This window comes from Rosistilla carotiformis (genome assembly GCF_007753095.1).
Lineage (GTDB): Bacteria > Planctomycetota > Planctomycetia > Pirellulales > Pirellulaceae > Rosistilla > Rosistilla carotiformis.
Genome location: NZ_CP036348.1, coordinates 2240289 through 2266434 on the forward strand (window position 1 = coordinate 2240289; position 26146 = coordinate 2266434).

At 54.9% G+C, this 26146-nt stretch carries 20 protein-coding genes; 14 read left to right on the plus strand and 6 right to left on the minus strand.

Translation table 11 applies throughout. The features are described 5' to 3' along the window. Nucleotides 1–16: 16 nt before the first annotated feature. From Poly24_RS08325 to Poly24_RS08340, 3 genes are all read left to right on the plus strand, one after another. The gene (locus Poly24_RS08325; protein WP_145093218.1) at nucleotides 17–961 is read left to right on the plus strand and encodes a hypothetical protein; all 945 of its coding nucleotides are present in this window, start codon (nucleotides 17–19) and stop codon (nucleotides 959–961) included. Between the two features lie 354 nt (nucleotides 962–1315). Beyond that, nucleotides 1316–1534 (plus strand): hypothetical protein, encoded by a 219-nt coding sequence (locus tag Poly24_RS08335; protein ID WP_145093223.1) that lies wholly within the window; start codon nucleotides 1316–1318, stop codon nucleotides 1532–1534. Between the two features lie 137 nt (nucleotides 1535–1671). Then, nucleotides 1672–1893 carry a MoaD/ThiS family protein gene (locus tag Poly24_RS08340; RefSeq protein ID WP_145093226.1) on the plus strand — a complete coding sequence of 74 codons (222 nt, stop codon included), beginning with the start codon at nucleotides 1672–1674 and terminating at the stop codon, nucleotides 1891–1893. Nucleotides 1894–2260: 367 nt separating this feature from the next. Here Poly24_RS08340 and Poly24_RS26920 read toward each other — a convergent pair whose 3' ends face one another. Beyond that, a complete protein-coding gene (locus tag Poly24_RS26920) occupies nucleotides 2261–2590 on the minus strand; it encodes a hypothetical protein (RefSeq protein WP_197452417.1) in 330 nt (109 codons plus the stop codon). 298 nt (nucleotides 2591–2888) lie between these two features. Between Poly24_RS26920 and Poly24_RS08350 the strand changes: the two genes are divergently transcribed. Genes Poly24_RS08350 through Poly24_RS26925 form a run of 3 tightly spaced genes read left to right on the plus strand, consistent with a single transcriptional unit; the run spans nucleotide 2889 to nucleotide 4432 of the window. Next, a complete protein-coding gene (locus tag Poly24_RS08350) occupies nucleotides 2889–3566 on the plus strand; it encodes a hypothetical protein (RefSeq protein WP_231753522.1) in 678 nt (225 codons plus the stop codon). After that, nucleotides 3503–4285: a ThiF family adenylyltransferase gene (locus Poly24_RS08355; RefSeq protein WP_231753523.1), complete on the plus strand. Its 783-nt coding sequence runs from the start codon at nucleotides 3503–3505 to the stop codon at nucleotides 4283–4285. Before Poly24_RS08350 ends, Poly24_RS08355 begins: the two co-directional genes overlap by 64 nt. A gap of 9 nt (nucleotides 4286–4294) precedes the next feature. Next, nucleotides 4295–4432: a hypothetical protein gene (locus tag Poly24_RS26925; protein WP_197452418.1), complete on the plus strand. Its 138-nt coding sequence runs from the start codon at nucleotides 4295–4297 to the stop codon at nucleotides 4430–4432. A 192-nt stretch (nucleotides 4433–4624) separates the two neighbouring features. On the opposite strand, the gene Poly24_RS08360 is transcribed toward Poly24_RS26925, so the two are convergent. Further along, entirely contained in the window at nucleotides 4625–8026 is a 3402-nt protein-coding gene (locus Poly24_RS08360; RefSeq protein ID WP_145093232.1) for an NERD domain-containing protein, read from the minus strand. A 356-nt stretch (nucleotides 8027–8382) separates the two neighbouring features. Between Poly24_RS08360 and Poly24_RS08365 the strand changes: the two genes are divergently transcribed. The 5 genes from Poly24_RS08365 to Poly24_RS08385 all read left to right on the plus strand — a co-directional run bounded on the left by Poly24_RS08365 (nucleotide 8383) and on the right by Poly24_RS08385 (nucleotide 18192). Then, entirely contained in the window at nucleotides 8383–9942 is a 1560-nt protein-coding gene (locus Poly24_RS08365) for a TIGR02677 family protein (protein ID WP_145093235.1), read from the plus strand. After that, a complete protein-coding gene (locus Poly24_RS08370) occupies nucleotides 9935–11224 on the plus strand; it encodes a TIGR02678 family protein (protein WP_145093238.1) in 1290 nt (429 codons plus the stop codon). The genes Poly24_RS08365 and Poly24_RS08370 overlap by 8 nt, the downstream gene beginning before the upstream one ends. Nucleotides 11225–11688: 464 nt before the next feature. Further along, the gene (locus tag Poly24_RS08375) at nucleotides 11689–13071 is read left to right on the plus strand and encodes an IS4 family transposase (protein ID WP_145093241.1); all 1383 of its coding nucleotides are present in this window, start codon (nucleotides 11689–11691) and stop codon (nucleotides 13069–13071) included. Nucleotides 13072–13078: 7 nt separating this feature from the next. After that, nucleotides 13079–16936, plus strand: a complete 3858-nt coding sequence (locus Poly24_RS08380; protein WP_261343114.1) for a TIGR02680 family protein — start codon at nucleotides 13079–13081, stop codon at nucleotides 16934–16936. Beyond that, nucleotides 16933–18192, plus strand: coding sequence for a TIGR02679 family protein (locus Poly24_RS08385; RefSeq protein ID WP_145093247.1), 1260 nt, complete (start codon nucleotides 16933–16935; stop codon nucleotides 18190–18192). Before Poly24_RS08380 ends, Poly24_RS08385 begins: the two co-directional genes overlap by 4 nt. A 30-nt stretch (nucleotides 18193–18222) precedes the next feature. Here Poly24_RS08385 and Poly24_RS26935 read toward each other — a convergent pair whose 3' ends face one another. Then, nucleotides 18223–18831, minus strand: coding sequence for a GIY-YIG nuclease family protein (locus Poly24_RS26935; RefSeq protein ID WP_197452421.1), 609 nt, complete (start codon nucleotides 18829–18831; stop codon nucleotides 18223–18225). Between the two features lie 711 nt (nucleotides 18832–19542). Between Poly24_RS26935 and Poly24_RS08395 the strand changes: the two genes are divergently transcribed. Beyond that, nucleotides 19543–20340, plus strand: coding sequence for a hypothetical protein (locus tag Poly24_RS08395; protein ID WP_145093253.1), 798 nt, complete (start codon nucleotides 19543–19545; stop codon nucleotides 20338–20340). 313 nt (nucleotides 20341–20653) lie between these two features. Here Poly24_RS08395 and Poly24_RS27335 read toward each other — a convergent pair whose 3' ends face one another. The 3 genes from Poly24_RS27335 to Poly24_RS08410 form a co-directional block, all read right to left on the minus strand. Beyond that, a complete protein-coding gene (locus Poly24_RS27335; protein WP_231753524.1) occupies nucleotides 20654–21502 on the minus strand; it encodes a hypothetical protein in 849 nt (282 codons plus the stop codon). A 93-nt stretch (nucleotides 21503–21595) separates the two neighbouring features. Continuing rightward, nucleotides 21596–22267: a class I SAM-dependent methyltransferase gene (locus Poly24_RS08405; protein WP_145093257.1), complete on the minus strand. Its 672-nt coding sequence runs from the start codon at nucleotides 22265–22267 to the stop codon at nucleotides 21596–21598. A 33-nt stretch (nucleotides 22268–22300) separates the two neighbouring features. Further along, nucleotides 22301–22696 (minus strand): hypothetical protein, encoded by a 396-nt coding sequence (locus Poly24_RS08410; RefSeq protein WP_145093260.1) that lies wholly within the window; start codon nucleotides 22694–22696, stop codon nucleotides 22301–22303. Between the two features lie 185 nt (nucleotides 22697–22881). Between Poly24_RS08410 and Poly24_RS08415 the strand changes: the two genes are divergently transcribed. Then, the gene (locus Poly24_RS08415; protein ID WP_145093263.1) at nucleotides 22882–23808 is read left to right on the plus strand and encodes a zf-HC2 domain-containing protein; all 927 of its coding nucleotides are present in this window, start codon (nucleotides 22882–22884) and stop codon (nucleotides 23806–23808) included. A 9-nt stretch (nucleotides 23809–23817) separates the two neighbouring features. Beyond that, on the plus strand, nucleotides 23818–26145 hold the full coding sequence (locus tag Poly24_RS08420) for an efflux RND transporter periplasmic adaptor subunit (RefSeq protein WP_145093266.1): 2328 nt from the start codon (nucleotides 23818–23820) through the stop codon (nucleotides 26143–26145). The last annotated feature ends 1 nt before the right edge of the window (nucleotide 26146 follow it).

Consider the following 26146-nt stretch of genomic DNA (forward strand, 5'->3'; position numbering starts at 1 on the left):
TAACCAAGGAGAATCCATGAGCATCATGCTCGAAGATCCTGTGACCCAGAATCACTCATCGCACGGAACGCGGCTGCAAGCCGAAACGACCGCCGTGCGATTGCACATCCGCTGGCCGGGCACTCGCAAGAGTCTCAGTCGCGATCAGAAACAACAAGCTGCCGGAGCGTTCGACGCCGATATCCGCACGCTCTCTGCAGCCAAACGTCTGTTCGACACGTCGCATCCGTCGTTCCGTGCCGTCTCGGCGATTAAAACGAAAGCGGGTTCCCTGTGGAAAGGGATGACGTTGCCGTACATCGAACCGGGCGTCCGGTTACTGCGACGGGGTGACGTTTCGGAATTCGATGATCGCATGATCGTCATCCAAGGCGATCTTGGCGAAGCTGTTGGCGAGCTCGACCGTTGCTTCGCGGAACTCGTCGATCAAGCCCGCACGCAACTTGGGCACTTGTTCGATCCAGCTGACTATCCCACTTCAGTCTCGGACCTGTTCGCGTTTTCGTGGGATTTTCCATCCGTCACACCACCTGCGTACCTGCGAACGGTGAATCCTGAGCTTTACGAGCAGGAGTGCCAGCGAGTGCAGGCGAAATTCGCTGAAGCGGTTGAACTGGCCGAGCAAACGTTCGCCGAAGAACTCTCGCAGCTAATTGGTCATTTGGCCGAGCGATTGTCCGGTTCGGTGGACGGCAAACCGAAAGTCTTTCGCGATTCGGCAATCTCGAATTTGAACGAGTTTTTCGAGCGATTCCAGCATCTCAGCATTGGCAGCAATGACGATCTCGACCAATTGGTTGAAAACGCACGGCAAATCATCAGTGGCGTCGACCCGCAAGACTTACGAGACCGTTCGTCGATGCGCGATCGAATGGCTCGCTCCCTGACGGAAGTGGAAACGAGTCTCGATGAACTCATGACCGATCGCCCGCGCCGAAACATCATTCGAGGCCCACGGTGAGTGCCATTGAATGGGTCGTGACCACCAACGGGGAAACTCGAATGGTCTTCGACGACCGCGTCGATCTTCGCTCGGTCGGCCGGATATCAATCCAGCGCGGATCGCATGTTGAGCCGACGCTCATCGGTCATTGGACGGCCGATCTCTCACCAGTCGGCGGACCGATCCTCGGTCCGTTCGACAAACGAAGCGAAGCCTTGGAGGCAGAGGTCTCTTGGCTTCATCGGAATTGGCTCATTCGGTCCACCGGATAGCCGTTCTTTTGCTACGTCTATTTTCTGAAGCCCCGTTCGTCTGACGCAAGTCAGCCGGGCGGGGCTTTTTTCGTTTCCCCCTTCCGAAAGGAATTTCACCATGAACCAGAACGACCTCAATCGTGCCGTGGCAGCCGCCACCGGCGAAACCATCTCGGCGATCAAACGCATCGGCTTTTTGATCAGCGAACCCAATGAACCCTTCGATGACCCGACCGATCCCGTGCACGGCGGCCGGGTCATCGACTGGGACGATTTCGAGTTCCTTCAAGATGAACCAGATGACAGTTGCTTCATTCCCGAAGCCGCAATCGGCTAATTCGATGAAACCCCATCGCAATCAGCCATTCTTCTTTGTTGCGAAACGCCGACGCTTTCCCGTTCGTGGACAGCGGCGGCTTCGCTTTCCGAAACGCAAAACGTTTTTCCAAAACCCCAAACCTAAGAGAGTCAAACATGAAAGTACTTTTGATTTCCAATGACGCTGGTGGATACGCACACAACGTCGAGGCACCCGATGGGACAACCGTCCAACAAATGTTCGAACGACACATCGGTTCGTTCCATGCGGATAGCTATCTGATCCGCGTTAATCGCCAACCCGCGAGCGCTGACCAACCGCTTCGCGATGGTGACCGCGTTTCGTTCACGCCACTGAAGATCGAAGGTGCCGCCTGATTTTTGTTTTCATTGTCTGGTCGGGGTGGTTGGTTTTGCAAGTAGCTACCCATCCCGACTCGGCTTCCCTTGGAGCAAATCAATGAAGAACGAAATCAAACAAGACTACCGAACGGCAGTCGATATCATGCACGCTTTGCAAGGCGTTCGCACGCCAGCGCAGCTCTCGGCTCTCGACGACTCAGTCGAACAGTGCAATCGTTGGCGGCGACGACTTGCCATCGCTTCCGAACGCAATTGGCAGGCCGCCGCAATAGACTCAGCTGACCGACTTCGTGGGTCACTCGACATTTTGCGAATCCGTTCAGAACACGCGATCGAAGAATTGAAGAGAACGGCAAACACTCGCATTGAACCGACTGCGACTTCAATCTTTCGTGACATCGAGGGCTTGCGTGGCGAATTTGAGGGTGTGTCGATTGACCGGGCCAACCAGCAATTGACGGTCCGGACATCCAGCATTGTGCTGGAGTCCGTTGAACTCGGCAGCTTCGAGATTCGATTGAACTGGAAGCACATCAAGGATTCGTCCCCCTTCGATGTTGTTGCGGTAGCCCCCAATTGCTGCGCCGCGAACGATACCGTCACGCACCCGCACGTGCAAGGCGATTCGCTTTGTGAGGGTGAAGGTGCCGACGCGATCCGACGTGCGCTCGACGAAGGCCGTTTGTTCGATTTCTTTTGCATCGTCGATCATGTGCTCCGCAATTACAACGCGGGATCGGCGTACGTGCATATTGAAAACTGGAACGACATCAACTGCGAATCCTGTGGCGACAGCGTCGAATCTGGCGAAGTCTTTGGCTGCTGCAATTGTGAAACCGAGCTGTGCTTGGATTGCAGTTCGTGCTGCGAATCCTGCTGTGATCGTTACTGCAGCGACTGCAGCTCAAGCTGCGAAAGCTGTGGCAACGAAACATGTCAAACGTGCCTGAAGTCGTGTGACGACTGTGGCGAATCTTTCTGTACCTCATGTCTCTTTGAAGGAACCTGCGATGATTGCATCACCAAGCAAAACGAAGCAAATGAAGACGACGATGAATCAACGAACGAACCACCGAAGCCTGCGGTTCACTCCCTACGCGATGGCAAAGTTGCTCTACCTGCGTGACATCGGCCCCACCGAAGTCGGAGGATTCGGCATCTCCAGCGCCAGCGATCTGTTGCTCGTTGAAGACATTCAGCTTGTCGAACAAGTTTGCTCGGTTGTCTCGGTCGAGTTCTACGACGACAGCGTTGCCGATTTTTTCGACAAGCAGGTTGACGCCGGTCGGCAACCCGAACAGTTCGCAAGAATCTGGATTCACACTCATCCAGGTGCGTCGCCGTCTCCAAGCGGCACTGATGAAGAAACGTTTGATCGTTGTTTCGGTGGAGTCGATTGGGCGGTGATGCACATCATCGCCGAGGAGGGTAACACCTACACGCAAGCCCGCTTCAACGTCGGCCCCGGCACCGAACGACGCCTGCGGTCGTGCGTCGAGTTCGATCGCGAATTCCCCGCAGCCGATCACGAAGCATGGTTCATTGAATACTGTGACAACGTGACGGTTTACGATCCATTTTCCTCGCGTCACACCTTCGCTGATACTTACGACGAGTCGGATTGGTGGGAGCAAAATCCGTCGGCAACCGATCGCTGGAGCGACAATCTCTTGGGGGCGATCAGTTGAACGCGGCTCAGAATCGTTTTGAACGTCAAAGCCAACTGGTCCCGATGGACCGGTTGGCTGAAGTCACCGCAACGGTGATCGGCGTTGGCGCGATCGGTCGTCAAGTTGCGTTGCAACTCGCGTCGATCGGAACGCCACGAATCCAGTTGATCGACTTCGATAACGTCGACTTGTCCAACACGACAACGCAAGGCTACCGAAAGCATGAGGTTGGATCGGCGAAAACGTTTGCCACGTCGCAAGCCATTGGCGAAATTGATTCAACGATCGATGTCATTCGAGTGGAGGACCGTTTTCGACCACGCCAAGAGATCGGTAACACAGTGTTTTGCTGCGTGGACTCCATCGCCGCTCGATCTGCAATCTGGCGTTCGGTAAAGTCGCGTGTGGGGTTCTGGGCCGATGGCCGGATGCTTGGCGAAGTGCTGCGAGTCCTAACGGTCACCGACAGCAAGTCCGAAGCTCTTTACGCTTCAACACTTTTCGCCGCATCCGACGCCCAGCAAGGAACTTGCACGTCACACAGCACGGTCTACGCCGCCAGCATCGCAGCGGGATTGATTGTCCATCAGTTCACGCGATGGCTCCGCGACATCCCAACCGACGCCGACACCAGCGTCAATTTGCTATCCGGCGAATGGACCGTCCAAGACGCTTCCTTACGAAACGAACAGGGCACAAGCTTTCACCGAGGCCCCAGCCCCAACTCGTATTCGTAAGGAAGTCAAATGGACGAATTGCTAACTTGGATCGTCATCGGCTTTGTCGCATGGTGGTTCTACAAAACCGGCAAACGCACCGGCAGCCGCAAAGGCTACAACGTCGGACGCAACCGGAGCAAACGCAATCACCACCGCCGCCGCTAATCACCGGAACGTCGTGGCCGCCCTTCGGGGCGGCCACTGCGTTCACCTTTTTTTAGCTATCAGCGTTTGATTGGTGTTAGAGACAGGTTGCTTGAATTGGATCGCATCAACTGAAATCGAATCGAACATGCCATCTTCACGTGGTCCAGAAATTCAGAGGTCGATATCGCAAGCGAACCTAGTCGAAAAATTCTACGGATGGCGGTGCAGGAATCCAATCGCCTCAAATCCTTCATCCGCATTTATTCGCCGAACAGAATCGACCACATCACGACCATGGTAGGGATCGTCAATCAGTTCACTGAGCAAGGTTGCCGAATCCGCGTCCCCAACTCGCCCCAGCGCGTGAACAATGAAGGTTGTGAGTTCTCGTGGAGTCTGTCGATCGGGACAGCGTTTGTCGATTCGTGTAAGACTCTCTCGATTCTTGAATCCAAACTCCAGCAGATTGCGGAACTCTGGCAAGAACATTTTGAAAAGGCGGTTTGTAATCCTTCCATGGTCTGACTTGAAGGTCATGCTGGAAGCGTGGGCGAACTCTCGTAGCGGGTCGATAGCCTCGAACGCAAGTTCGGTCGAGAGTGCAGCCAAAATTGGCTCACTTCGTTCCCTCAGTTCATCTGGTGAGATGTCAGGTTTGCAAAGCCAGAAAATGAGCTCACCATATTTCTGCCAAGCACGTCGATCGTCGTTGCTAAGGTCATCGAGACAGAATGGCTCGTCCACCAGAGCCGCCGAACCAGCATGTGCTGTGATAAAACAGGCCGTGCGATCCTGCGGCCCCATCGCTTCGTGATCCAAGGTGCGCGCATATTTCTCAAACGCCGGAAGTGCTTCAATGGACGCATTCTCTAACAGTCTTCCAAGCAACCAACCGCCATTCATCGAATAGCCAGGCATTCCCAACGCGGCCATCACATAGACCTCGTATCTCTCAGATTCTGACAGCGACTCGATGGCTTGGTAGCACGCTTCATCATTAATCGTGTCGAACATTCCTGAGACGATGTCATGAGCGATCGTTTGAGATTCCTCGTCATCGGGCGTCTCCAGTGCGTGAAGCAGTGATGTCTTGAGATCGTATGCCGATGTGGGATGTTCAAATAGTTCAAACGCGGTTAGCGCCTCGATCAATGGTGCGCCGAGGAACGGGTGCGATGGCTGGACTGTCCCGAGGTAGTTCTTTAACTCAGAAAGGTTCGGTTCGGCGATATTGCACCAATAGGCAACGCGGTAGAGGGCTTCCAACTGCAAATGGTAAATCTCGGATTCCCAGCAAACCCTGAAGAAATCAGTCAACCGATCTTCGACCTGCGAAACATTCCACCGAAATTGAACAAGTGCAAAATACAGCTCCGCTGCGGAGTATTCCGTTGGTGAGCGCACAACTTCACAAATAGGTTCCGGTATTAAGTCCGCCTCGAAACTTGAGTAGCGATTACACGAAGCCCTAAGAATCGTTGATATGGGCAACGTGTCACCGCGTCCGCCGAGGACACAAAGACGCGAAAACAGGACAGTCTTGACACTTGGTTTCGCAAGTACTTCAGAGCGGTATCGAAGTTGCAAACACTCGCTAACCCGAGACTGTGTCATTCCAACGAGCCGCATGACATCGACGATTAACCATCCTGACGGCAGTCGTTCAGCTACCAAGTTCATCAGTCCGTATTCATACGAAGACCATTGCCGAGCGTTCAGTACGGTTGGCTCCAACGACGTACGCTCTCCATCGGACTTGTTAATTTCGATCTTCAAATCAATCTCGACCAAATCGGCTTCCGCGTCGCGTAGCATTTTAGCTGCGTCCTCGCGCACGATCTGTTTCGCCGACGCACCAAGATTTCCGTCAAACGCTCGCGATAGAACGGAAGGACCGTTCGTTTCGCAGGCGAGACCGAGAAGATCACGAATGTTGGAATCGTCCGTCTGACGATCAATTGCGAATTCGATAAGAGCGTGATGAACAGGCTTCCGAAGTTCAGCCTTAAGCACTTCAAAGCTGGTGACTGTTCGGCAAATCGCCTCCGACTCAAAGAACCTCTGTAGCATCTCGTGCCGAAATCCGCATTGGCCCTGATCCAAGTCAATCACACCGCTGCTGACAATCTCATTTAGCAGTCTCGGTGGGATTTTCTCGCGTTCTGAAGCGATCTCAAATACATGGGTTAAGTCACTACTGGAAAGACTCGTCCGAAGCTGAGCTTGCATTAGAGCCGCAAGTCCGCCAAAGACCTGCCGTGCCCAAATGACATCCGCCGGGCTATCGAATCGTCGTTCCAAAAAACGATTGAACAAATCACGCCGTGTCGAGGACTCACCAAGCTGTGAAAGGCATTCAGCAGCGATCGAAAGTTCGTAGCCAGAACGGAATGCAATGCAATTCTCAATTTCCTGTTTCGTGACTGCGCGACCTGCATGCTGTTTCAAAATTGCAACTCGTTGATCGTCCGTCAATTCCTGACATTCGATGACCGCTCCATTCAGTGCTGAAGGAAGCTCAATTCTCTGCTGCGCGCTCATCGCAATCTGCGTGCCATACCGAAGAAACAGTGCTTGCAGGTCAGCAAGCAATTGCTCTCTCAACCGGACTGGACACTCGTTGAAGCCATCTACCAGGATCGTTGGCGTTTCGCCGCGCCGCTGGGCCAATTCGATAAACTCGATCGCGCGCATCGGGCACAGATGTGAGACGCTACGATTCAGCAAGTCTGATAGTCTTCCTTGATATTTAGCTGCTGAGGCGAAAATGACCGGCTGTTTGTTAGTCGAAAGCTCTGTCCCCAGTCCGCGAAGAAGCATTGACTTGCCAAGTCCCGAGGGTCCGATGAGCTGAAAGTGTCGATTGTCGTCGATTCTGGAAATCAGATTTTCGGTCGACAGTTCTTCATCGTCAATTCGTAGCGACGTTGGGACATGTTGCTGGTTGTCGATGCTACTCCATTCTTGGAAACGCTGGAGATATGTTTCAAGCACTTGCGCATCATCGTCAGCGGCGACCTGTTCAGGCGATCGGTCATCATGCCGAACCAGTCCGAGATACATCGCGAACTCAATCCATTTCTCATATGACCAGCCTGGACTCTTGTTGCCCGAGAGCAACAGCTTCAATAGCTCGGGATAACCGATCGTCTTGACCTTATAGTCGCTAACGACAACTGAATTCCGGTGGAGTTTCGGGTAGATGCAAAGGACTGATTGCATCTGCTTGTAGAACGGTTTCGCCGCCTTGTCCTGACCAGTGAAAGCACGCATCTCATCGCTAATCGCGAATTTGCACTTCGTGGACTGGCCGTAAGGATTGTCGTGTTGTAGCGGCTGTCTTGACCCATCCGGCATCTGTATGTGCCAGGCCCCATTGGTGCCGCCAAAAATAGGGCAAGAAACGCATTTCAGCTCGACATGGCAAACAAAGCCATCGAGCACGACAAGAAAGTCGATCTGCGGTTCAGGTTTGCTACGCGGAAAGAAGTTCGCCAAAATGACCGCACGACGCCCGGCAGCTTCGAGGTCTGACGAAAGTTGACGTAGAAAAGCCATCTCCGATTCGATTTCGATCGGGTGGCCAACAAAGATTTCAGTTTTGATATTCATACTTTGCCGTACACGGACGGCGCTCGGCAGTTCTCACTACACGTCGGCAACGATTGTTGCGACAAACCCACCCGCGTCAAGGCCCGGCCCTAAGATTTTTTTCCATCACTATACAGTGTCAGTTTAGAAATCCAGGACGATTGCTGATCATTTACGATCGCATGACCATCTTGATTATCGGTGCATTCGGTCGGCCATACACAGCTCGGCCTAAGGAAAACTGACGAAGGTCAAATGCTGCGGACTGTAGAAGGCTAGGGTCAAGAAAGCTGCGGTCTGTCTGTGTACAATTGAGCCTGGAAGACATTGATCGAACTAGAACTCTAACGGGTGCATTGAACGCGGGGCGTGGTTGGATGGATGATGGGGCGGTTGACTGGCTTTGCTTTTCTTATCTGACGGCCGAGCGTGCGGTCGTGTATCGTGCGATTGTGGATGTCTTTGCGGCAGCGAAGGCAGAGTTTGCCTTGCATTTGCGGGCGTCGGAAGTCCAGTCGGAACTTGTGGTTCGCGGGACGTCGTTGGATCTGAGCGATGTCGAGTCGGCGCTTCAGCAATTGGAAAGCTGGGGGAATCTACAGTCGTATCAGGACAATGCCGACGTTGCTTCGCTGACGGACTACTACCGAAAGCGGTTGCTGTATCAATTGAGTGCCAGCGGTGAGGCGGCTCATGCATCGACACTGACGTTTACTGAACGATTGCAGCAACAGGCTAAGCTGGATGCTCGGGCGCTTGATCGTATCGCTGATGGTGCGGGGCAGCTTGAGCGATTGGCGATTCACTTGCGTGACGCAGATGAGAAAGACCCTGTTGTGACGCTGACGACCTTGCGAAGTATCTCGCAGGACGCGGACGAACTGACTTCTCGCGCTCAATCGTTTTTCCGTTGGCTGCACGAACAGACGGAATCGGACCGTGGGGACTTGGAAGCGTTTCTCGTCTACAAGCAACAATTGATCGACTACCTGCAACAATTCGTGAGCGAGCTGATTCTGCGAACGGACGAAATCGCTGGGAGACTTCGCCGAATTCAGGATTGGGAGTTCGAGCGGCTTGCCGAGATTGCTGCGACGGAAGAAGTCGGTGAGCCGCGTGCAGGCGAAGAGCAACAACATGAGCGTAGAATCTCCGATATGGCGATCCGTTGGCGTCAACGGCTGGCAGGTCTTCAAGGTTGGTTCATGCAGCGTGAAGGACGCCCGCCTCAGTCGGACCAACTGCGAGCGGCTGCTCGCGCGGCGATCCCGCGGTTGTTGCAGCTAGCAAGTCAGATGAACGAGCGACAATCTGGACGAAGTGATCGTGTTGCTGATTTGCGTGCTTTGGCGATCAACTTCTTGCAGGCTCGTGATGAAGCGCAGTCACATCGTTTGTTCCGTGCCGCTTTTGCTCTTTCACCCTCGCGGCATTTGCGGATTGACCCAAAGACGATTGACAGTCTCGATCAGAATCGTGTTCGTCCTGACACACGATGGATCGACGCCGAACCGATTGAAATGACACCGCAATTACGCGAGAAGGGACGGGCTCCCTCGGCTGCGGCAAACCGCCGGGTGACGGATCGTTCCGCCGAACGTGCGGAACTGCAACGAAGACTGGGACGCGAGACGGGACGTGACGAAGCCTCGCGTGAAACGTTGGTCGCACTGGGACGCTGTCGGTTGTCGGAGATCGGTGGGCTGGATCAAGAAGCGTTCAAGATGCTGCTTGGTTTGCTTGAACTGGCTGTTCCGAAAGGTGATGTCAGTCGTGTCACCGCAACGAGTCGCGATGGACGTTTGCGGATTGGACTGGAGATGGATTCGGGTCAAGAGCTGGATCGTGCCGACTCCAAGATCAATATCGCTCGCATTGACACGGAAGATGGGACACTCGTTTTGCAAGATGCTTGGATGGAGGTGACGCGTGTCTAAACGTGAACGATCGACCGCAGCAGATCGGCTTGCTCGGCGACAACGGGAAATTGAAGATGAAGAGCGGCGCGAGGCGATACGCATTCTGTTGAGTCAACCATTGGTACCCGCCGAGGGGCCAACGTCCGAATCGTTCCGGATGATTCGTCGCAACGCCGACTGGCTTAGGCCGTGGTTCCAGCGTTGGCCGGGCTGGACGCTAATTATCGCGGCCGATATTGCTCGATTGAGAAAACACCCTTCCCCAAGGCTCGATTCAACGCGCGGCGTCGTGGACAAAAGCGGTTCGGATCGCACGCAGTTTTCACGACGTCGATATGCACTGCTTTGCTTGGTGCTGGCAACGCTCGAGGGGGAGCAACGTCAAACCACCTTGCAACAGGTCGCTCGCAAGGTCGAAACATCGGTTCGACTTGATGGACAGCTGCGTGAGTTAGATTTTGAATTTGAAACCAAGACATTGGCACATCGACGTGAATTAGTGTCCGTGATGCGATGGCTTGAGCGAATGCACGTTCTGGTGCGCGCCGATGGTGATGACAAGAATTATGTCACTGGCGAAAGTGATTGCTTGTATCGTGTTGACCGTTCGTGCCTAGCGACTTGCCTCTGTTCCATTCGTGGTGCATCGACGGTAGAGGCGAATGACACAGTCGAGATGATCGAGATGCTAAATGAGGCGGAAACACCGGAGGTACCCGAAGCACAGAACCGCGAATTGCAACACTTACTGGTCCGACGACTACTGGACGATCCGGTCATGTACTTTGACGAGTTGACTCCGCGTGAATACGAATACTTCAACAGCCAAGGCGATCGGCTGATTCGAGAGTTAACCCGCGTGACGGGGATGGTTGCCGAGCGACGTGGCGAAGGAGTCGCGTTACTTGATCCGGGCGGCGGTTGGACTGACATCGGATTGCCGGAAACAGGAACGCGAGGCCATGCGACTCTCTTGGTTGCAGAATGGCTGGGAAACTTGTTGCGCGAGTGCGAAGACGTTGATTGCGTCGTTTCAATATCTGAATTGGAAGCTCATGTTGCGACGCTCGCCGAGACTCATGAAAAGCACTGGCGAAAGGATAGCAACACTCCCGAGGGTGTTCGGCGAATCATGCGGGATGCGGTCGACAATCTGTGTTCGCTGGGATTGCTCGAAGTCTCGGGTGAGCGTCTGCAACCACGCCCGGCGATTGCGCGGTATCGACTCAATGAGGTGGTGCTGCCAAGCCCGACGGTGGAACCGCCCGTTCAACCGAGTCTGTGGGAGGCGGGTGAATGAGTGTGGCTGAGCAGACTTCCGAAGCCAGCGAAGAGCCTACGGATGCCCGTATCGAGTTGGCAACGCAACGGATACTCGAGGGCGAGTTGCCGATACCGATCCGCGAGCGATGGCAACCACTCCGCGCCGGACTACAGAATTTGTTTCTGTTCGAGGACGAGCGATTTCCGTTCGCGGATGGTCGGCTGCTCCTTCGCGGTAGCAACGGGACAGGGAAAAGTCGCGTGCTAGCGATGACGTTACCGTTGCTGCTGGATGGTTCGTTGAAGCCAACACGAGTTGAACCCGACCGCGATCCGACTCGCCAAGTTGTTTGGAATGTGCTGATGGACGATCAGCATAGTAGTCTGTCAGTTATACGTAAGTCGTAGGCAATTGGGGCGAATTTGGCACGATATTTGCGCCAGCGGTTTAGGCAGATTGAGTAATCAACATCGTACAGCCTAAGACGCGGAGTAAAGACCATGGCGGAGCCAATTGCCAACGAATTTGAAACACTACAACTGGGTGACAAACGACTCGATCGGCGATGCAAAATAATTGCCGAACGGCTTGCGGCCAATCCTCAAGCCAGCATCAACGCTGCCTCGCAGGGATGGAACGAGACGCACGCTGCCTACGAATTCTTTGACAACGATTCAGTGGACGAGGCCAAGATCCTCGACGCTCACAGAGACGCCACGATGCGGCGAATCGACCAACAAGACTCCGTTCTACTGGTCCAAGACACCACCGAACTGGACTTCACCAAACATCCCACCGAAGACTCCGGGGTGCTTAATGAAGAGTACCGCTACGGTCTCTATGATCACAGCCAGATCGCCTTCAGCGAGACCGGACTTTGCCTGGGCGTGATGGACGTCAAATTGTTCTCGCACAACCCCGAAACGCTCGGCCAAAACAGCGACCAGCGAAAGCAGTTGCCGATCGAGGAGAAAGAGTCCTTCCGTTGGCTGCAGGGCTACCGGCAGGCCTGCCAGCTAGCCGGTCAGTTGCCCGACAAGCAGGTCATCAGCGTCGCCGATCGTGAATCGGATTTGTACGATATATTTGTCGAAGCGGCCCAGCATCCTAGTCCGGCTGACTTCGTTATTCGCGCCAAACAGCCGCGTTGTACGCCCGAGCGGGACGTCGCGACAGGGCCAAGCGTTTACAAAAAGGTTGCCGATGAAGTCGCCAGCGCTCCGGTCTCGATGCGGCTGCAGGTCGACTTGACTGCCACACCCAAGCGGGCCGCTCGCCGAGCGACGCTGGACGTTCGTGCCAAGCGATTGTCCATCAAGCCGCCTCACGCGCGAAAGGCTGAACTGCCCGAGGTGGAACTGTCGGTGGTGGAGGTCCGCGAGGTGAACGGACCAGGTGATGGGACCGACGTTCACTGGCAACTGCTCAGCAGTCTGCCGATCGACACGATCGATCAGATTCAGCGAGTGATCGATATTTATGTCACACGCTGGCCAATCGAAACCTATTTCCGAGTCTACAAATCGGGCTGCCGGATCGAAGAGATTCAGCTAGAAACCAATGCCCGGCAACGTCGCGCGTTGATGATCTACAAGGTCGTCGCCTGGCGGCTGATGTATCTGACGATGTTGGGACGGCAGTGTCCTGATCTCAACTGCGAAGCGGTCTTCCATGAGTTTGAATGGAAGCCGGTCCGTGACGAACCGCTACCGAGCGATCCACCAAGTTTGGGCGAACTGGTTTTAATGATCGGTCAGCTTGGCGGTCACAACAATCGTCGCGGAGACGCACCACCAGGTGCCGAAGCGATGTGGAACGGCTTGCGACGAATGAAAGACTTCTCACTGGCCTGGCAAGCGTTCGGTTGCGATAACTCACCATGACTTACGTATAACTGACAGGCATAGTAGTACGGGCTACACGTGGCTGGAGTTCGGGCGTGTCGACGAGCAAGACGATCATTTTCTGACGATCGGGATGGCGATTCGCGCCGTTCGTGGCGGGCCGATGAAGTCTTGGTTTTTCGTCACGCCGCGGCGCGTGGATGAGTCATTCACTCTGAAGTCGATCGACGGCGTGCCACTCACGCAGCGTCAACTAACGGATGTGCTGGGTGATACCGGGCAGGTGATCGAAAGTGCAACCGACTATCGACGCGTGATCGACGAAAAACTGTTTCGACTTGGCGAACGATATGAGCCCCTGGTCGACTTATTGCTCCAACTGCGACAGCCACAGTTGGCAAAGAAGCTCGATATTGACCAGCTTGAGGCTGCTCTTCGCGGTGCACTTCCGCCATTGAAGGAAGCGTTGTTGGACGATGCAGCTGAAGCGTTTCGCGACCTGGATCACTATCGTACGTCGCTTGCAGCAGATCGGCAAATGCTCGGTGACGTTGAGCGATTTTTGCGTCCTTATCGAGATCACGTTCGTCGCGGTGTTCTGCGTGCCATCCGGCAACTGACGAGTGCAAACAGTCGGTACGAGACTGTGCAAAAGAGCTTGAGAGCTCTGGCGGAAAAAAGAGAACAAGACAAGCTTTCGTTAGAGACTTTGAGTGATCGTCGCCAGCAGGCTCGCATCGACATTGAGTCGGCGAGAGCCGCAGTCAGCGAACTTGAACAAAGTCCCGAGATGGGTGATGCTCGCCGACTGGATGAGTTACGTCGTACCGTTGACAGGCTAGCCCGGCAAGAGACCGATGGTCAACGAGATCAAGATGCGGCGATTGCACAACAGAATGCCGCGGAGCAGTTCCTGACGAATTGCGAAACGAGGTTGGAAAACCAATTCAAGATTCTTACCGGCGACTCTGCTCGTATTCGCAAAGCTGCTGCGCCGGAAGCACTACAGAACCAGCACCGCGAGATGGTGGACGGGAACCTTGCACAAAAGGACGTCGATGGTTTCCAGCAATCGCTTCGTTCTCTCAGCGAAGCCGCTGTGGGCTTCACAAAGTCTGCAAAACATCTCAAGAAGCTTGACGATGCAATTGAACAGGCACGGCGGGAACGTGAAGCGGCGCGGCAGAATGTCCAGCGTCTAACCACCGATGCGATGCTCCGCTCCGACGCACTGGAGAGCAGTCAGCAGAAATGCGAACACGCTGTGGCGACGACTTGGCAAGCGATCCTCGACTGGTACGAGTCCGCGACTTTGCTTCGTGACTTCTTGCCCGCAATCGAGTCTTGGTCAGATACCTGGAACGCTTGGATTGAAACTGCCGATGCAGTCGATCCCTGCGCCGAAATTCTTCGACGAGTTGAAGCGGAAACGGTCGCACGCGCTGCACGTGAATCGACACAGTACCATGCCGAAATTGAGCGAATTGACGTCGCGATCGGAGTTGCGGAAGCGGAAACGTTACGATTGAAATCCGGTGAAACCATTGTACCTCCGACTCGTGAAGACCATGACGTTTCGCATCGCGAGCAACTAGCGGGTGCTCCGTTTTGGCAACTCGTGGATTTTCGCAGTGAAGTTCCCGATCGGGAGCGAGGTGGATGGGAGGCCGCCTTGCAGGATTCTGGAATCCTTGATGCTTGGGTCACTCCCGATGGAACCGTGTTTGATGCGGGCGATAAGATTCTGGACTTGCAGTTGCTGTGTGATCGCGAACATACGCTCGAAGACTCACGGCAACTCGGTTGTGTGTTGGAAGCCGCCGAAGGTGTCAGCAAGGTTCGGAGTCAAACGATTCAACGGTTGTTGAGCGTGATCGGCGTTGGCGAAGACGCTGGCGCGACATGGGTGGCCAATGGTGGGCGTTGGCAAAACGGTCAGCTTCGCGGGCAGTGGGCGAAACCGCGACCGCAATTTATTGGCGAAGAAACGCGTCAAGCTTTTCGAGAATCCAGAATCGCCGAACTGGCTAGCGAGCTAGTTCAGCACGACAAGACAAAAATTCAATGGCAAGAGAAGCTCGCCGACGTTCGCGAGAAGAAAGAACAGCGATTGCTATTCGCAGGGAAATTCCCGAGCAGACAGAATGTCGTGCAGACGACGTTCGATGTCGACAATGCGCGGCGCGAGGCGGACGCGGCCCAGGACCTGCTTCAAAAAGCTCAGCAAGTCGAAGCCGAACGTGCGAGCGAGGTCGATAGACGCGTTGCCCGACGCAACGCAGATGCGGACGACCTTCGACTGAGTGCATGGGCCTCGCGTGTTGGCGAACTGCAAGATCGTTTGAATGAGTATTCGCAACAACTTTCGACCCTGGAAGCGAAAGGCGAGTCACTGGTCTCGGCTTCTTCGCAAGTCGAGCATGCGGAGCTGTCGCTATCACAGGCGAACGAGCGTCAGATAGACACACGTGCGAGGTTCGAGTCTTTACAAATTGAGCTGGGAAAACAACGTCAGCGAGTCCGTGAGTTGGAAGCAGCCGTTGGCAAAGACGCCAGTGAATTCATCGAACGACTCGAACGGAAACGGGGTGATTTGAAGACGCACGAAGATTCCATTGACTCGATCGGAAAAGAGATTTCCGCGCTCGACAAGTCGATTGCTGTGACCGAAAGCAAGTTGGAAGGGCTGCAAACCGAATCCAACGACACCGATGAGCGTCGACGTGAATGCGCGGACTGGTTCTCGTCACTCCATTCGCACGGCCTGATTGAGCTTGCCGTTGAATCGGCGTCGCCTCCTGAATTGCCTTGTTCGATGACCCAGGCAATCAAGTTTGCTCGCCTTACGGATGGTCAGCTTTCTGGCACCTCCGTTGATGACGAGGCGTGGCACCGTTCGCAGAACAAGGTACACGAGGCACAGACAGAACTTCAACAAACGGTCCTTTCTCAGGATGGACTGGCGGTGGAAGTCGACCACATACGAGACGGCCTTCAATTGGTCACGCTGACGATGCAAGGAGAACGACTTGCTCCCTCGCTGGCAATCTCGCGGTTAAAGGCCGACATCGAAAATCGCGATCGCATTTTGGATGAAAAGGAGCAGGCAACGCTTGAGAAGTATTTGCTTGGGGAAGTCGCCGAGGGCCTGCGCAGTGGAATGCGAATGGCATCGGAGTTGGTGGACCTGATGACGCGAGAAGTCTCCAGCCGTCCGATGAAGACTGGCTTGCAGATGCGATTCAAGTGGAGTCGGGACGCGGATGGTCCGCCGGGGCTAGAGGAGGCGTGCGAGGTGCTGGCGACTTCATCAGCGACTTGGTCACCCGATGAACGAGATCAAATCAAGCAGTTTCTGCAACGATGTATCCGCCAAAGTCGCGAAAGCGAGGCCAGCGGATCGTGGCACGATCATTTGCGAACCGCGTTGGATTATCGACTTTGGCACCGTATCGAGATTTATCGACGCAGTGGTCCCGACGCTTCATGGCAACGTCTCACTCGCCGGACTTACGGCAGCGGAAGCGGCGGCGAAAAGGCGATCTCTCTAACATTGCCGCAATTGGCTGCGGCGGCGGCCTATTATCAAACGGCGGACAAGCTCGCACCGCGATTTATTTTGCTTGACGAAGCGTTCGCGGGAGTCAGCCCCGACATGCGGGAGAGTTGCATGGAATTGATTGCCGCGTTCAAGTTGGACGTGGTGATGACCAGCGAAATCGAGTGGGGCATGTACGCCGGCGTTCGCCAGCTAGCGATTTGCCAACTGGACCGATTCGCTGACATCGGCGCGGTCGTCAACCGAGTTTTCATCTGGAACGGAAAACAATTGCGTGACGCCAAGTCCCGAGACGAGCCTACTGCTGACGAAGGCCCATCCCTGTTCGGAGAGGAGCCTCAATGACGGACCCGCTGATCGCAGAGCTCCGCGACGAAGCCTGCAAGCCCTTGCTGGAACGTTTGGTTAAGAAACTGAAACGCGGCGGACCGCTCACAGGTGTCTGTCAGCTCCGGAAACTGACAGAAACCCAACGAGTTCGTATCAAAGAGTTGACAGGATCAACGTCGCGCGGCCCTGACATCTCGGTGAACTTGGCCGATTTTGATGGAATTATTCGCAACACCGGCCGCTTCGATTCGCTACAGGCACTGGTCGAAGCGACTGCCGGGCCGATCGTGAACGTGCGAGAAGAAAGGGACGCAGATTCGGCGGCATGGGAAAAGCTCTGGGATGAAGCGAATCAGCGAGTTGCCGACGACGACTTGATGGTTCGGTGTGTCGCCGATTTGCGCCAGTCCGGTTGGTTGAAGAAGGTTACTAAGCGTGAACCCTCTTTCGCGATCGAACTGTTTACTCAGTCGTTCGATTTGATGAAGCGACTGCCTGTGACTTCGCGTCCGCTGGCCGTATTTGCCGCAGAGTGCTTGGGGGATGCTCATGCACTGGACGCTGGAACGATCCTCAGCCGATTGATGTTGCGACTGATCGCAGCCAAGCAACAGGTCGACATTCCACGACGTGCATCCGGTCGACGACGAATGTGGGAATCCGTGGGGATCGTCATCGACGAGCTATCCGTTAGTGCGCTAGCGATGAACTTGCCCGCGGTCGGGGACTCGCTGTCTGACAAAATGCTGCGACAGCATCACGCAGGCGGTATGCCCTGTCGCCTGACATTCCGTCATCTCAGATTGCACCCACCATCGTTCACGCTCTGCACTAAGAGTAAATCTAAGGATCGACTCATTTATGTTTGCGAGAATCCGAGCGTGATCGCCGCCGCATCCGACCGCTACCGCGCACAGTGCAAACCACTGGTCTGTGTCGAAGGCAACCCCAATCTCGCGTGCCTCAACTTGCTGTCACTACTCACGACCGCCGGATATCAATTGTCCTATCATGGTGACTTCGACTGGGGAGGATTGCGAATTGCCAGCCGCATCCACAAGTCGTTTGGGTTCATTCCATGGCAGTTCAACGCCGTCGATCACCAGAAAGCAACGCACCGCTGCAATCATCGAAACATGCGTCTGCTACGACCACCCAAAGCCACAGCGATTTGGGACCCCGCACTCGCCCAATCCATAGATCAGTCAAAAATCGCCATCGAAGAGGAATTTTTGATCGACGACTTGCTGAAGGACTTGTGTGCGGGCTGACTTTGGTGATCCCAAAAAGCATAGAAACGGTTACCGCGAGAGGTCATTGAACAATTCGGCGACTTCATCAGCCGTTGTCCAATACCATTCCTTGCCCAACGATTCTTCTACGCGACCGCCTCGACCTCGCAGGGCTTTGTGGATCTTGTTCTCGGTCGCGCGGCCGTTGTCACAGCGGCCGATGAATTGAATTTGGGCGTCCTGTGCGATTGCCGATGGGAACTGCGATGCGACACGTTGTATGGCTCCGTCGAGACCACTCGTGTAGCCAATTTTCATTGGGTAGCGGCGAAGTTCGCCAGCGACAGCTTCGTCGACGGCACTGCGATAAGTGTAGGCGTACACTTCGCCGAGGCCGTGGCCAACGATCTTGCGATCGGCTTGATTGAAAAACGGGAGTTCACGTATCCAACCTGATGCTGATTCCGGGTTTGCATCGAATGGCGTGTCTCGAAAGCTGGCGATGATCTTTGCCGAGAGATCTTCGGCTATGTCTTCACGAACGAAGTCGATCCAATAGATGTCGACGTCCAGGCTGACTCCAGAGTCAAACTCTACTGCTACTTGAAGGCTTGTCCGACCGGGTTTGATTGAAAAGCCAGTCTCGGGAACCGTCGATCCGAGTTGGCCCTTGAACATGGAAGGATCGATGCGTCTCAAATCCTTTCGCAAGATCACTCGCTCTCGAGATGTCTGCGTCCCGATCCTTCCAGCACGCAGATGCTTCTTCATCTCGTAGGCCCATTTGCCTTGACGAGTTGGTGAAACATCCTCGTATCCCGGAAATGGATCGCTTGGCAAGTCGTCCAGAGAAATTGAAACCAAGCATGAATCGGGGGCGGGCATCGGAACGAAGTCTGGGGGTTGACGCTCCGAAACGGTGCGAAAAGCATCCAAGACGTTGTCGACCCGGCTGTCGTACCAGACTTCGTGATTGTCTTCGCTCCCTGTCAAAACAATTTGGCCCCACCCCACCACCGCTCGGTTAAGTTCACGCCAAAGGGACTGCACACTGTTCGTTGAAAGCACAGCCAAAAGCTGCACTGGCTCGACCAATCCAGTGGTGTCGCCTGAGAATCGCGTTCGCAGATGTCCGATCGCTGGTTCTTCTTCCGAGATGAACGATGGCGAGTGAATGCCGAACAGCAAGCAGAGTGGATAGGTCGCGGTCGGGTCCACCGTCACTCGACGCGTGTAGCGACCAAACGAGTACACTGCGATTTCGTGTCGCCTGTCACCGACAAGACGGCAGTTTGACGCATGACCAAGAGCTGATCTTTCTCGTCGATCCGATAGGACGGCCGCTTTTCCAAGAGTCGTTGCCAATTCGCGTGCATTTTATTCCCGCCGTTGTCGCTTGAAGAATGTCGCGACGATATCTTAAACGCAATGTCATTCCCGCAACATATCTACGCGTTAGCCGACCCGCTTGTCCCGGAAGTCATACGCTACGTCGGTAGAACCAACAAGCTTGACCAGCGATTACGCATGCACCTACCGGAGGCCGAGCATGGCTTCACGATCAAAGATGTGTGGCTCATGTACCTTCGCTACGAAGGGCGGTCTCCGATTATGTCCGTTCTCGAACAATCGAATTTTGGCGATTCAGCGACTGCCGAAAAGTGGGCCAAGACGCGCGAGAAGTCCTGGATCGAGAAGATGATCGAGGATAAGGCACCGATTTTGAACGGGGCGAAGTGGTCCGGTGATCCTAGCCGAAAAGCGATTCCAAAAGGTGTAAAGACGGCTTGGTGCGAAACTCACGTACTTCTTTGGGCAATTGATCGCAGTTGGCGAGATGAAAGAAGGCTGTTGACTTGCCTGAACGATCGCTACGGTTCGATCATGTTGGAAACACCTCAGCCGAACGGATCAACGCTCTGCGAATCCATGGCAGAGATCCCTCTCGCGCAGTCACAATACGAAGGGCGGCGTTATCGAGCTTGTTCTGTCCTTCGAGCTTTGCTGCAGGCGCACCCTCAGCTTGAAGTTTGCGACATTCAAACATTGATTGACTTTGAGTGCTCAATCCAAGAAAGTCTGGACACATCACCCTGGCACGTTCCCGTTGACCGCTCCGAACCTGATTGTCGACGCGTCAAGAAGTATCTACTACCGAAGTCTGCAATATCGAAGTGCAATTCATGAACTGCACCGTCGTTTGCAGGGTGAGACGCAATTCCTGTGGTGCCTCACGTCCCGAAACACGTTTCAACGGCATTGCGAATCCATTGATTTGATCGAATGGGAGCTTGACGTGCCTAACACGCAGATACTCACCCTTTACCGGGAAGATGCTTGGGAAAATATATACCACGGAAGGTCGAGCGACTGGGATGCACCATTTACCAAGACGGTTGCTGAGAACGTTGGAGCCCTTGTCCGGGTGCCAATTGCCCCTTCGTGGGCGACGCCGCACTGGATAACGGTAAAGTATCCAACACACGGGTGACTTCCTTTCTCAAAACGCGGGCGGGGTGATGCCTTTCGCTTTCAGGTCAGCGAGGTACTTGTCGGGTTCGGCGACTAGCTTCTTGGCGCAGCCGGGGCAGCAGATGTAGACGGCTTTTCCGTTGACGTTGACTTTACCTGGGACGCCCATGCCGCCCAGTGGTTCGTCCATCACCGGACAGGTTTTCTGGGCGGCGATGGACGCGGTGTCGGCAAGCGTGGATTTGTAGACGCCGTCTCGCACTTTTTCACCTTCGGCGGTGTAGTACTTTTTGATGTAGGCGTCGGCGTTTGCTTCAAGCTTGTCGGTGCAGCCGGCACAGCAGACGAAGAGTGACTTGTCACCGATCGTGACCTTGGGCGGCTTGCCCATGCTGCCGAGCGGTTGGCCGCTGACGGGGCACGTGGCCTGAAGGCTGACGAGGAGTTCGTCAGAGAGCTTGCCGCTGGCGAGTTTGCCCATCGCGTGGAAGACCAGCGGCTGGCTTCCGATGTTGGTGATCTCGACGTTCATGTGCAACGGTTGGTCAACGACTTTGGAAAGGTCGACGCCGACTCCAATCGCGGGATTCTTGAGCGTTTTGAGTTGGTAGGTGTATTCCTTCTCGCTGTCACCCACTTGCAGTTTCAGCGTGCCGGTCGCGTCGGGCGGGGCGATCGGTTGGTCGTTCTTGCCAAGGATCATGAACATGATGCCTTTGTCGGCGATCACGGTTTCAATACGACGGTCGCCGACGGATTGCACGGTGCCGCCGTGCGGCCCAGTTGCCTCGGTGGCGTGGCTGTGGCCAGCGTGGTCGTGTCCGGCGTGATTGTGCGGCGCGGCTGCTTCCTGGGCGAACACTGGTGGAGGTGTCACCAGCAAAGCTGCCGTACAAACGGTTGCAAAGATTCGTCATTTCATGGGAAGTTCCATATCGGAAAAGGTCGGGGAAAGGCAATCAGTCTTGCATTAGCTGATGTGGGAATACACATGAAATACGGCTGCCCCGTACTTGTAAATTAGCGACTGCTCGAAGTAGTCATCGCCCGCCAGTAACTCGGGGAAGCGGAATTCGTCGATGATAAGACATAGGTCTCGTGGGTGATCCTTGAGCGACTTTCGCACCATCTCGAGAAATCGCTCTGTTACCGAATAGCCGAACGGTGAATACAGAAACAATACGGTTTCGCTTCCATCCATCTGGTAGTCGAGGATGTTGGTGCAGACGACTTTAATCGAACCCGTTTTGGGCCTCGCTTCTTTGAATGTCTCAACGTTTCGCTCTGCGATCTGACACAAGGCAGGCGAGATTTCTAAACCAACGACTTGGTCGAATCCCTGCTCCGCAGCGAGCAAAAGAATTCGGCCCTTACCGCATCCAACATCGACGAACACTCCATCGCGAGGGAGAACGACTTTCTCCATGATCTTGCGAAAGTATCGAGCCCGTGTCGGTTTGTATTTGTCAGCATGCTGCTTGTCTTCCTGGCTGATGTCCAGGTCGTTGATGGCGACCTCGGATCGAGTGTCAAGTTGATAGCGTTTATCGAACAAGTAGTCGTCGTAGACACTCAAAGCACTTTGAATAGTGCTTGTCGGTCGCGTGGAGAATACTCGTTTCAAAAATTCAGTCGTGGCCATGGGTGCTTTCGTTGTCGACTCTATCGGTGCCCGTTACTTCAACTTCGCAAGGTACTTCTCGGGATTGGCAAGCAATTTGTCATTGCAACCGTCGCAGCAAATCCACACTGACTTGCCGTTCACATCGACCTTTTCGGGGGCTCCCATCGTGCCCAGCATCTCGCCGCTGACCGGGCACACGTGTTGTGCCATCGCGGACTTGTAGTCTTCCGGCGAAAGCTCTTTCAAACCGGGCATCATCTTGGCCATCGGCGAATCGGCGTCGACGGTGGCGTGGTCCCCATGGTCATGGTTGGCGTGGTCCTCTGTCGTGTCGCTGGCGGGAGTCGCGGGGGGCATTTTGGGATCGGGTTCGGGCGAGTTGCAGCCGTAAATACCGAGAATGAGCAACCCGCTAGGTAGCAATGGGATGAATTTCGTGAGTCGCATGGGAGCTTGTCTTCGCGGATGAGGAGGGCGAATTTTTCGATTAACGTGCATTTGGATACCTGGGCGGTCGTTTTCTTCACGCGGTTCGGAAAGATTTCTGCTAATCCGCTAAAATGCGTGAAGAAACACGTATTCCGGGCATCAAAAACATCAGCAGAACCGTCTTCCAATAGAATGAGTGGGGTATGTCAACTAACGATTGCAAAACGGTGCAGCCATACCTGTCGGCCTATTACGACGGCGAGCTTGCCGCTGGACAGGCGACAACGGTAGCGGAACACGTTGAGTCATGCGAATTGTGTGCGGTTGAGCTGAGTTCGTTTGAGTCAATCGGCTCGGATTTCGCTCAAACGCCCATCCCGGCAAATCCCTCTGATCTGTGGGAGCGAATCGAACGCGAACTGCCCACCGCAGCCGAACCGGAGACGTTGTCCCGGCGGTTTGCGACTTTTGCGACTTGGGTTCGCGCGTCACCTTACGGGGGCGGCCTAGTGTCGATGGCGGCTTCGGCCTTGGTGATGTTGGGGGCGGCGCTATGGTTTGGCGGGGACAACAACCCTGACATGGCTGGCGGGGGATCGATGGCGATGCACGGCAGCCATGGTCATCAGCACGATGGCAAAGAAGCAATGTCGGCCGAACACATGGCTGAGTTCGCTGGCGTGATGGATGACTATTTGCAAAAGCTGCCCAGCGATCCGGACGGAGCGGAACAGATGCTGCTTACCAAGTACGACGGTGAAACGGTCGACTCCGACGGAGCGGTCAAGTTGGTAGGATATCGCCCGATCGTTTCGAGTGGATTGCCCGAAGGCTATTCGTTGGCGTCGACCAGCGTTTTGAAAATGCCGTGCTGCACCTGCGTGAAGGCGGTTTGCAAACGGAGTGACGGTTCGACGCTGGTTCTGTTTGAACATGACGACGAAGAAACAGCTTGGTTTGGCGATCGCCGCCAGAGCATGGCGATGTGTGGCGACAAAGATTGCTGCCTCGTCGATCTCGATTCCAGTATCGCGGCCACATGGAAGCAGGGTTCACGAAGCGTCACGGCCGTTGGCGTTCGAGACCAAGACGAAGTGACGAAGCTGGTGACCTGGTTGGACAAATCCTAAAGCGAACTCATGAACGAATTCTTCAAACAACACCGCGGGAAACTCTGGATTGCACAAGCGGTGGCGTTTGTGCTGCTTGGTGTCTTCGTCGCTTCTTGGTTTGGCGGCGGCTCGGATGAGCCGAAAGTGTCCGCGAGTTCCGCAAAGGCAAACTCGGAGGCAATGCAAAGCAAGCCGTCGATTTGGACTTGCTCGATGCACCCTCAAATTCGTCGTGACGGGCCGGGGGCGTGTCCAATTTGCGGTATGGACTTGGTACCGGTCAGGGAATCGGCGAGCGGAGTTCGCACCGTTTCGATCAGTCCTGAAATCAAAAGTCTGATGAACGTGCAAGTAAGTCCGGTGCGTCGGCAATACGTGACGGCCGAAGTTCGCATGGTAGGCAAGGTCGATTACGACGAGACGCGACTGGCACACATCACCGCGTGGGTTCCCGGTCGCTTGGAACGCATGTTCGTTGACTTCACCGGCGTCGAAGTCAAAAAAGGCGATCACATGGTGCAAATCTACAGCGAGTCACTCTACACCGCACAAGAAGAACTGTTGGCGGTTACCAAGCGTGATCGACCGCAGAATTCTTCACGATTCATCGAACCACTCGATCTCGCCGAGTCCGCGCGTGAGAAGCTGCGTTTGCTCGGTTTGACAACGGAGCAGATTCAAACCATCGAACAACGCGGCAAGTCTTCCGAAACGGTCACGATCTACTCGCCCGTCGGCGGTGTCGTGGTTGCAAAGAACAAGCAAGAAGGCGACCGCGTTCAAACCGGCGACCGCATCTACACTGTCGCAGACCTGAAGGTCTTATGGGTTCAGATGGATGCTTACGAATCCGACTTGGCTTGGTTGCGGTACGGGCAGGACGTAGAGTTCACAACAGAAGCTTATCCCGGCGAATTGTTCCGCGGCCGAATCGCGTTCATTGACCCGGTGCTAAACGAAGACACTCGGACGGTGAAGGTACGAGTCAACGTACCGAACGATGATGGTCGCTTAAAACCGGAAATGTTCGTGCGAGCAATCGTGCAGAGTGACATCGCGGCGGGCGGTCGAGTGCTCAACGCTTCGCTGGCGGGAAAGTGGATCAGCCCGATGCACCCGGAAATCATAAAAGACCAACCGGGCGATTGTGACATTTGCGGCATGCCGTTGGTGCGAGCCGAGTCGCTTGGCTACGTCACAGCGGAGCCAACGAGTGCCGCAAAACCTTTGATCGTGCCGGTGAAGGCTGTGTTGCTGACGGGAACGCGAGCGATTGTGTACGTCCAGATTCCCGACGCCGACAAGCCGACTTACGAAGGTCGCGAGATTGTGATCGGTCCGCGCGCCGGCGACTTCTACCTAGTGAAGTCGGGGCTCGAAGAAGGCGACTTGGTCGTGACCAACGGCAACTTCAAACTCGATAGTGCGCTCCAGATTTCTGCGAAGCCCTCGATGATGACACCGCAAGGTGGCGGCGGAGGAGGCCACAACCACGGCGGCATGGAAATGCCAAAAGCAGACCAAGGGGTGACGATGGACGCGAGTCCGATGAACTTGGTGCCAGCGGTACGTGATGCGATGCAGGGTATTGTTGAGCAATACAAAACGATTCAAGAAAGGGTTGAAGCTGCGAACCTCGCAGAGATTCGCGAAGGCTATGACGAACTCAGTAAAGCTGTCGAGGCAGTGCCGGCGGACTTGATCGGCCCACAAATGCGACCGCAGTGGTTCGAGGTCGCGATGCTATTGCGGAACGATGTCACTGAAGGCCATGAAATCAATTCCATGCGTGAAGCCGATCGGGTCTTCGCGTTAACTCGGCAGCACATTGATCAGATGAAGGCTCAGTTCCCGTTGCCGATGTCACACGACGAAATGCAGATGCCGGCGATGGCGAACATGGATGCTCCGCCTGAAGTCGCCCGGCAACTCAGTGGTTTTGTCGCTCCCTACTTGCAACTTAGTCAAGCACTCGCGACAGACGATCTGGAAGCCGCGAAGCGAGCGGTTGAGCCGTTGCATCAGCGATTGGCGGGCTTGCTGCCGATCGTCTCCGAAGCCAAAGCGGTCGAAGTGTGGAGTAAAGAGAAACGCGACTTGTCCGAGATCATTGCAAGATTGCAGGAGGCGAACAATCTCGCCGCTTTGCGTAGCGGGTTCGCTTTACTGTCCGAGCAGATGTTGAGTCTCGAGCGAATGTTCGGACTGCCGACCGACCAATCACTTTACGAGCTTCATTGTCCGATGGCCTTCGAGGGCCGCGGTGCGTCGTGGCTTCAATCCGACGACGCGGTTCGCAATCCGTACTACGGCGCGTCGATGCTGAAGTGTGCCGACAAAGTCGAAAAGCTGTAGG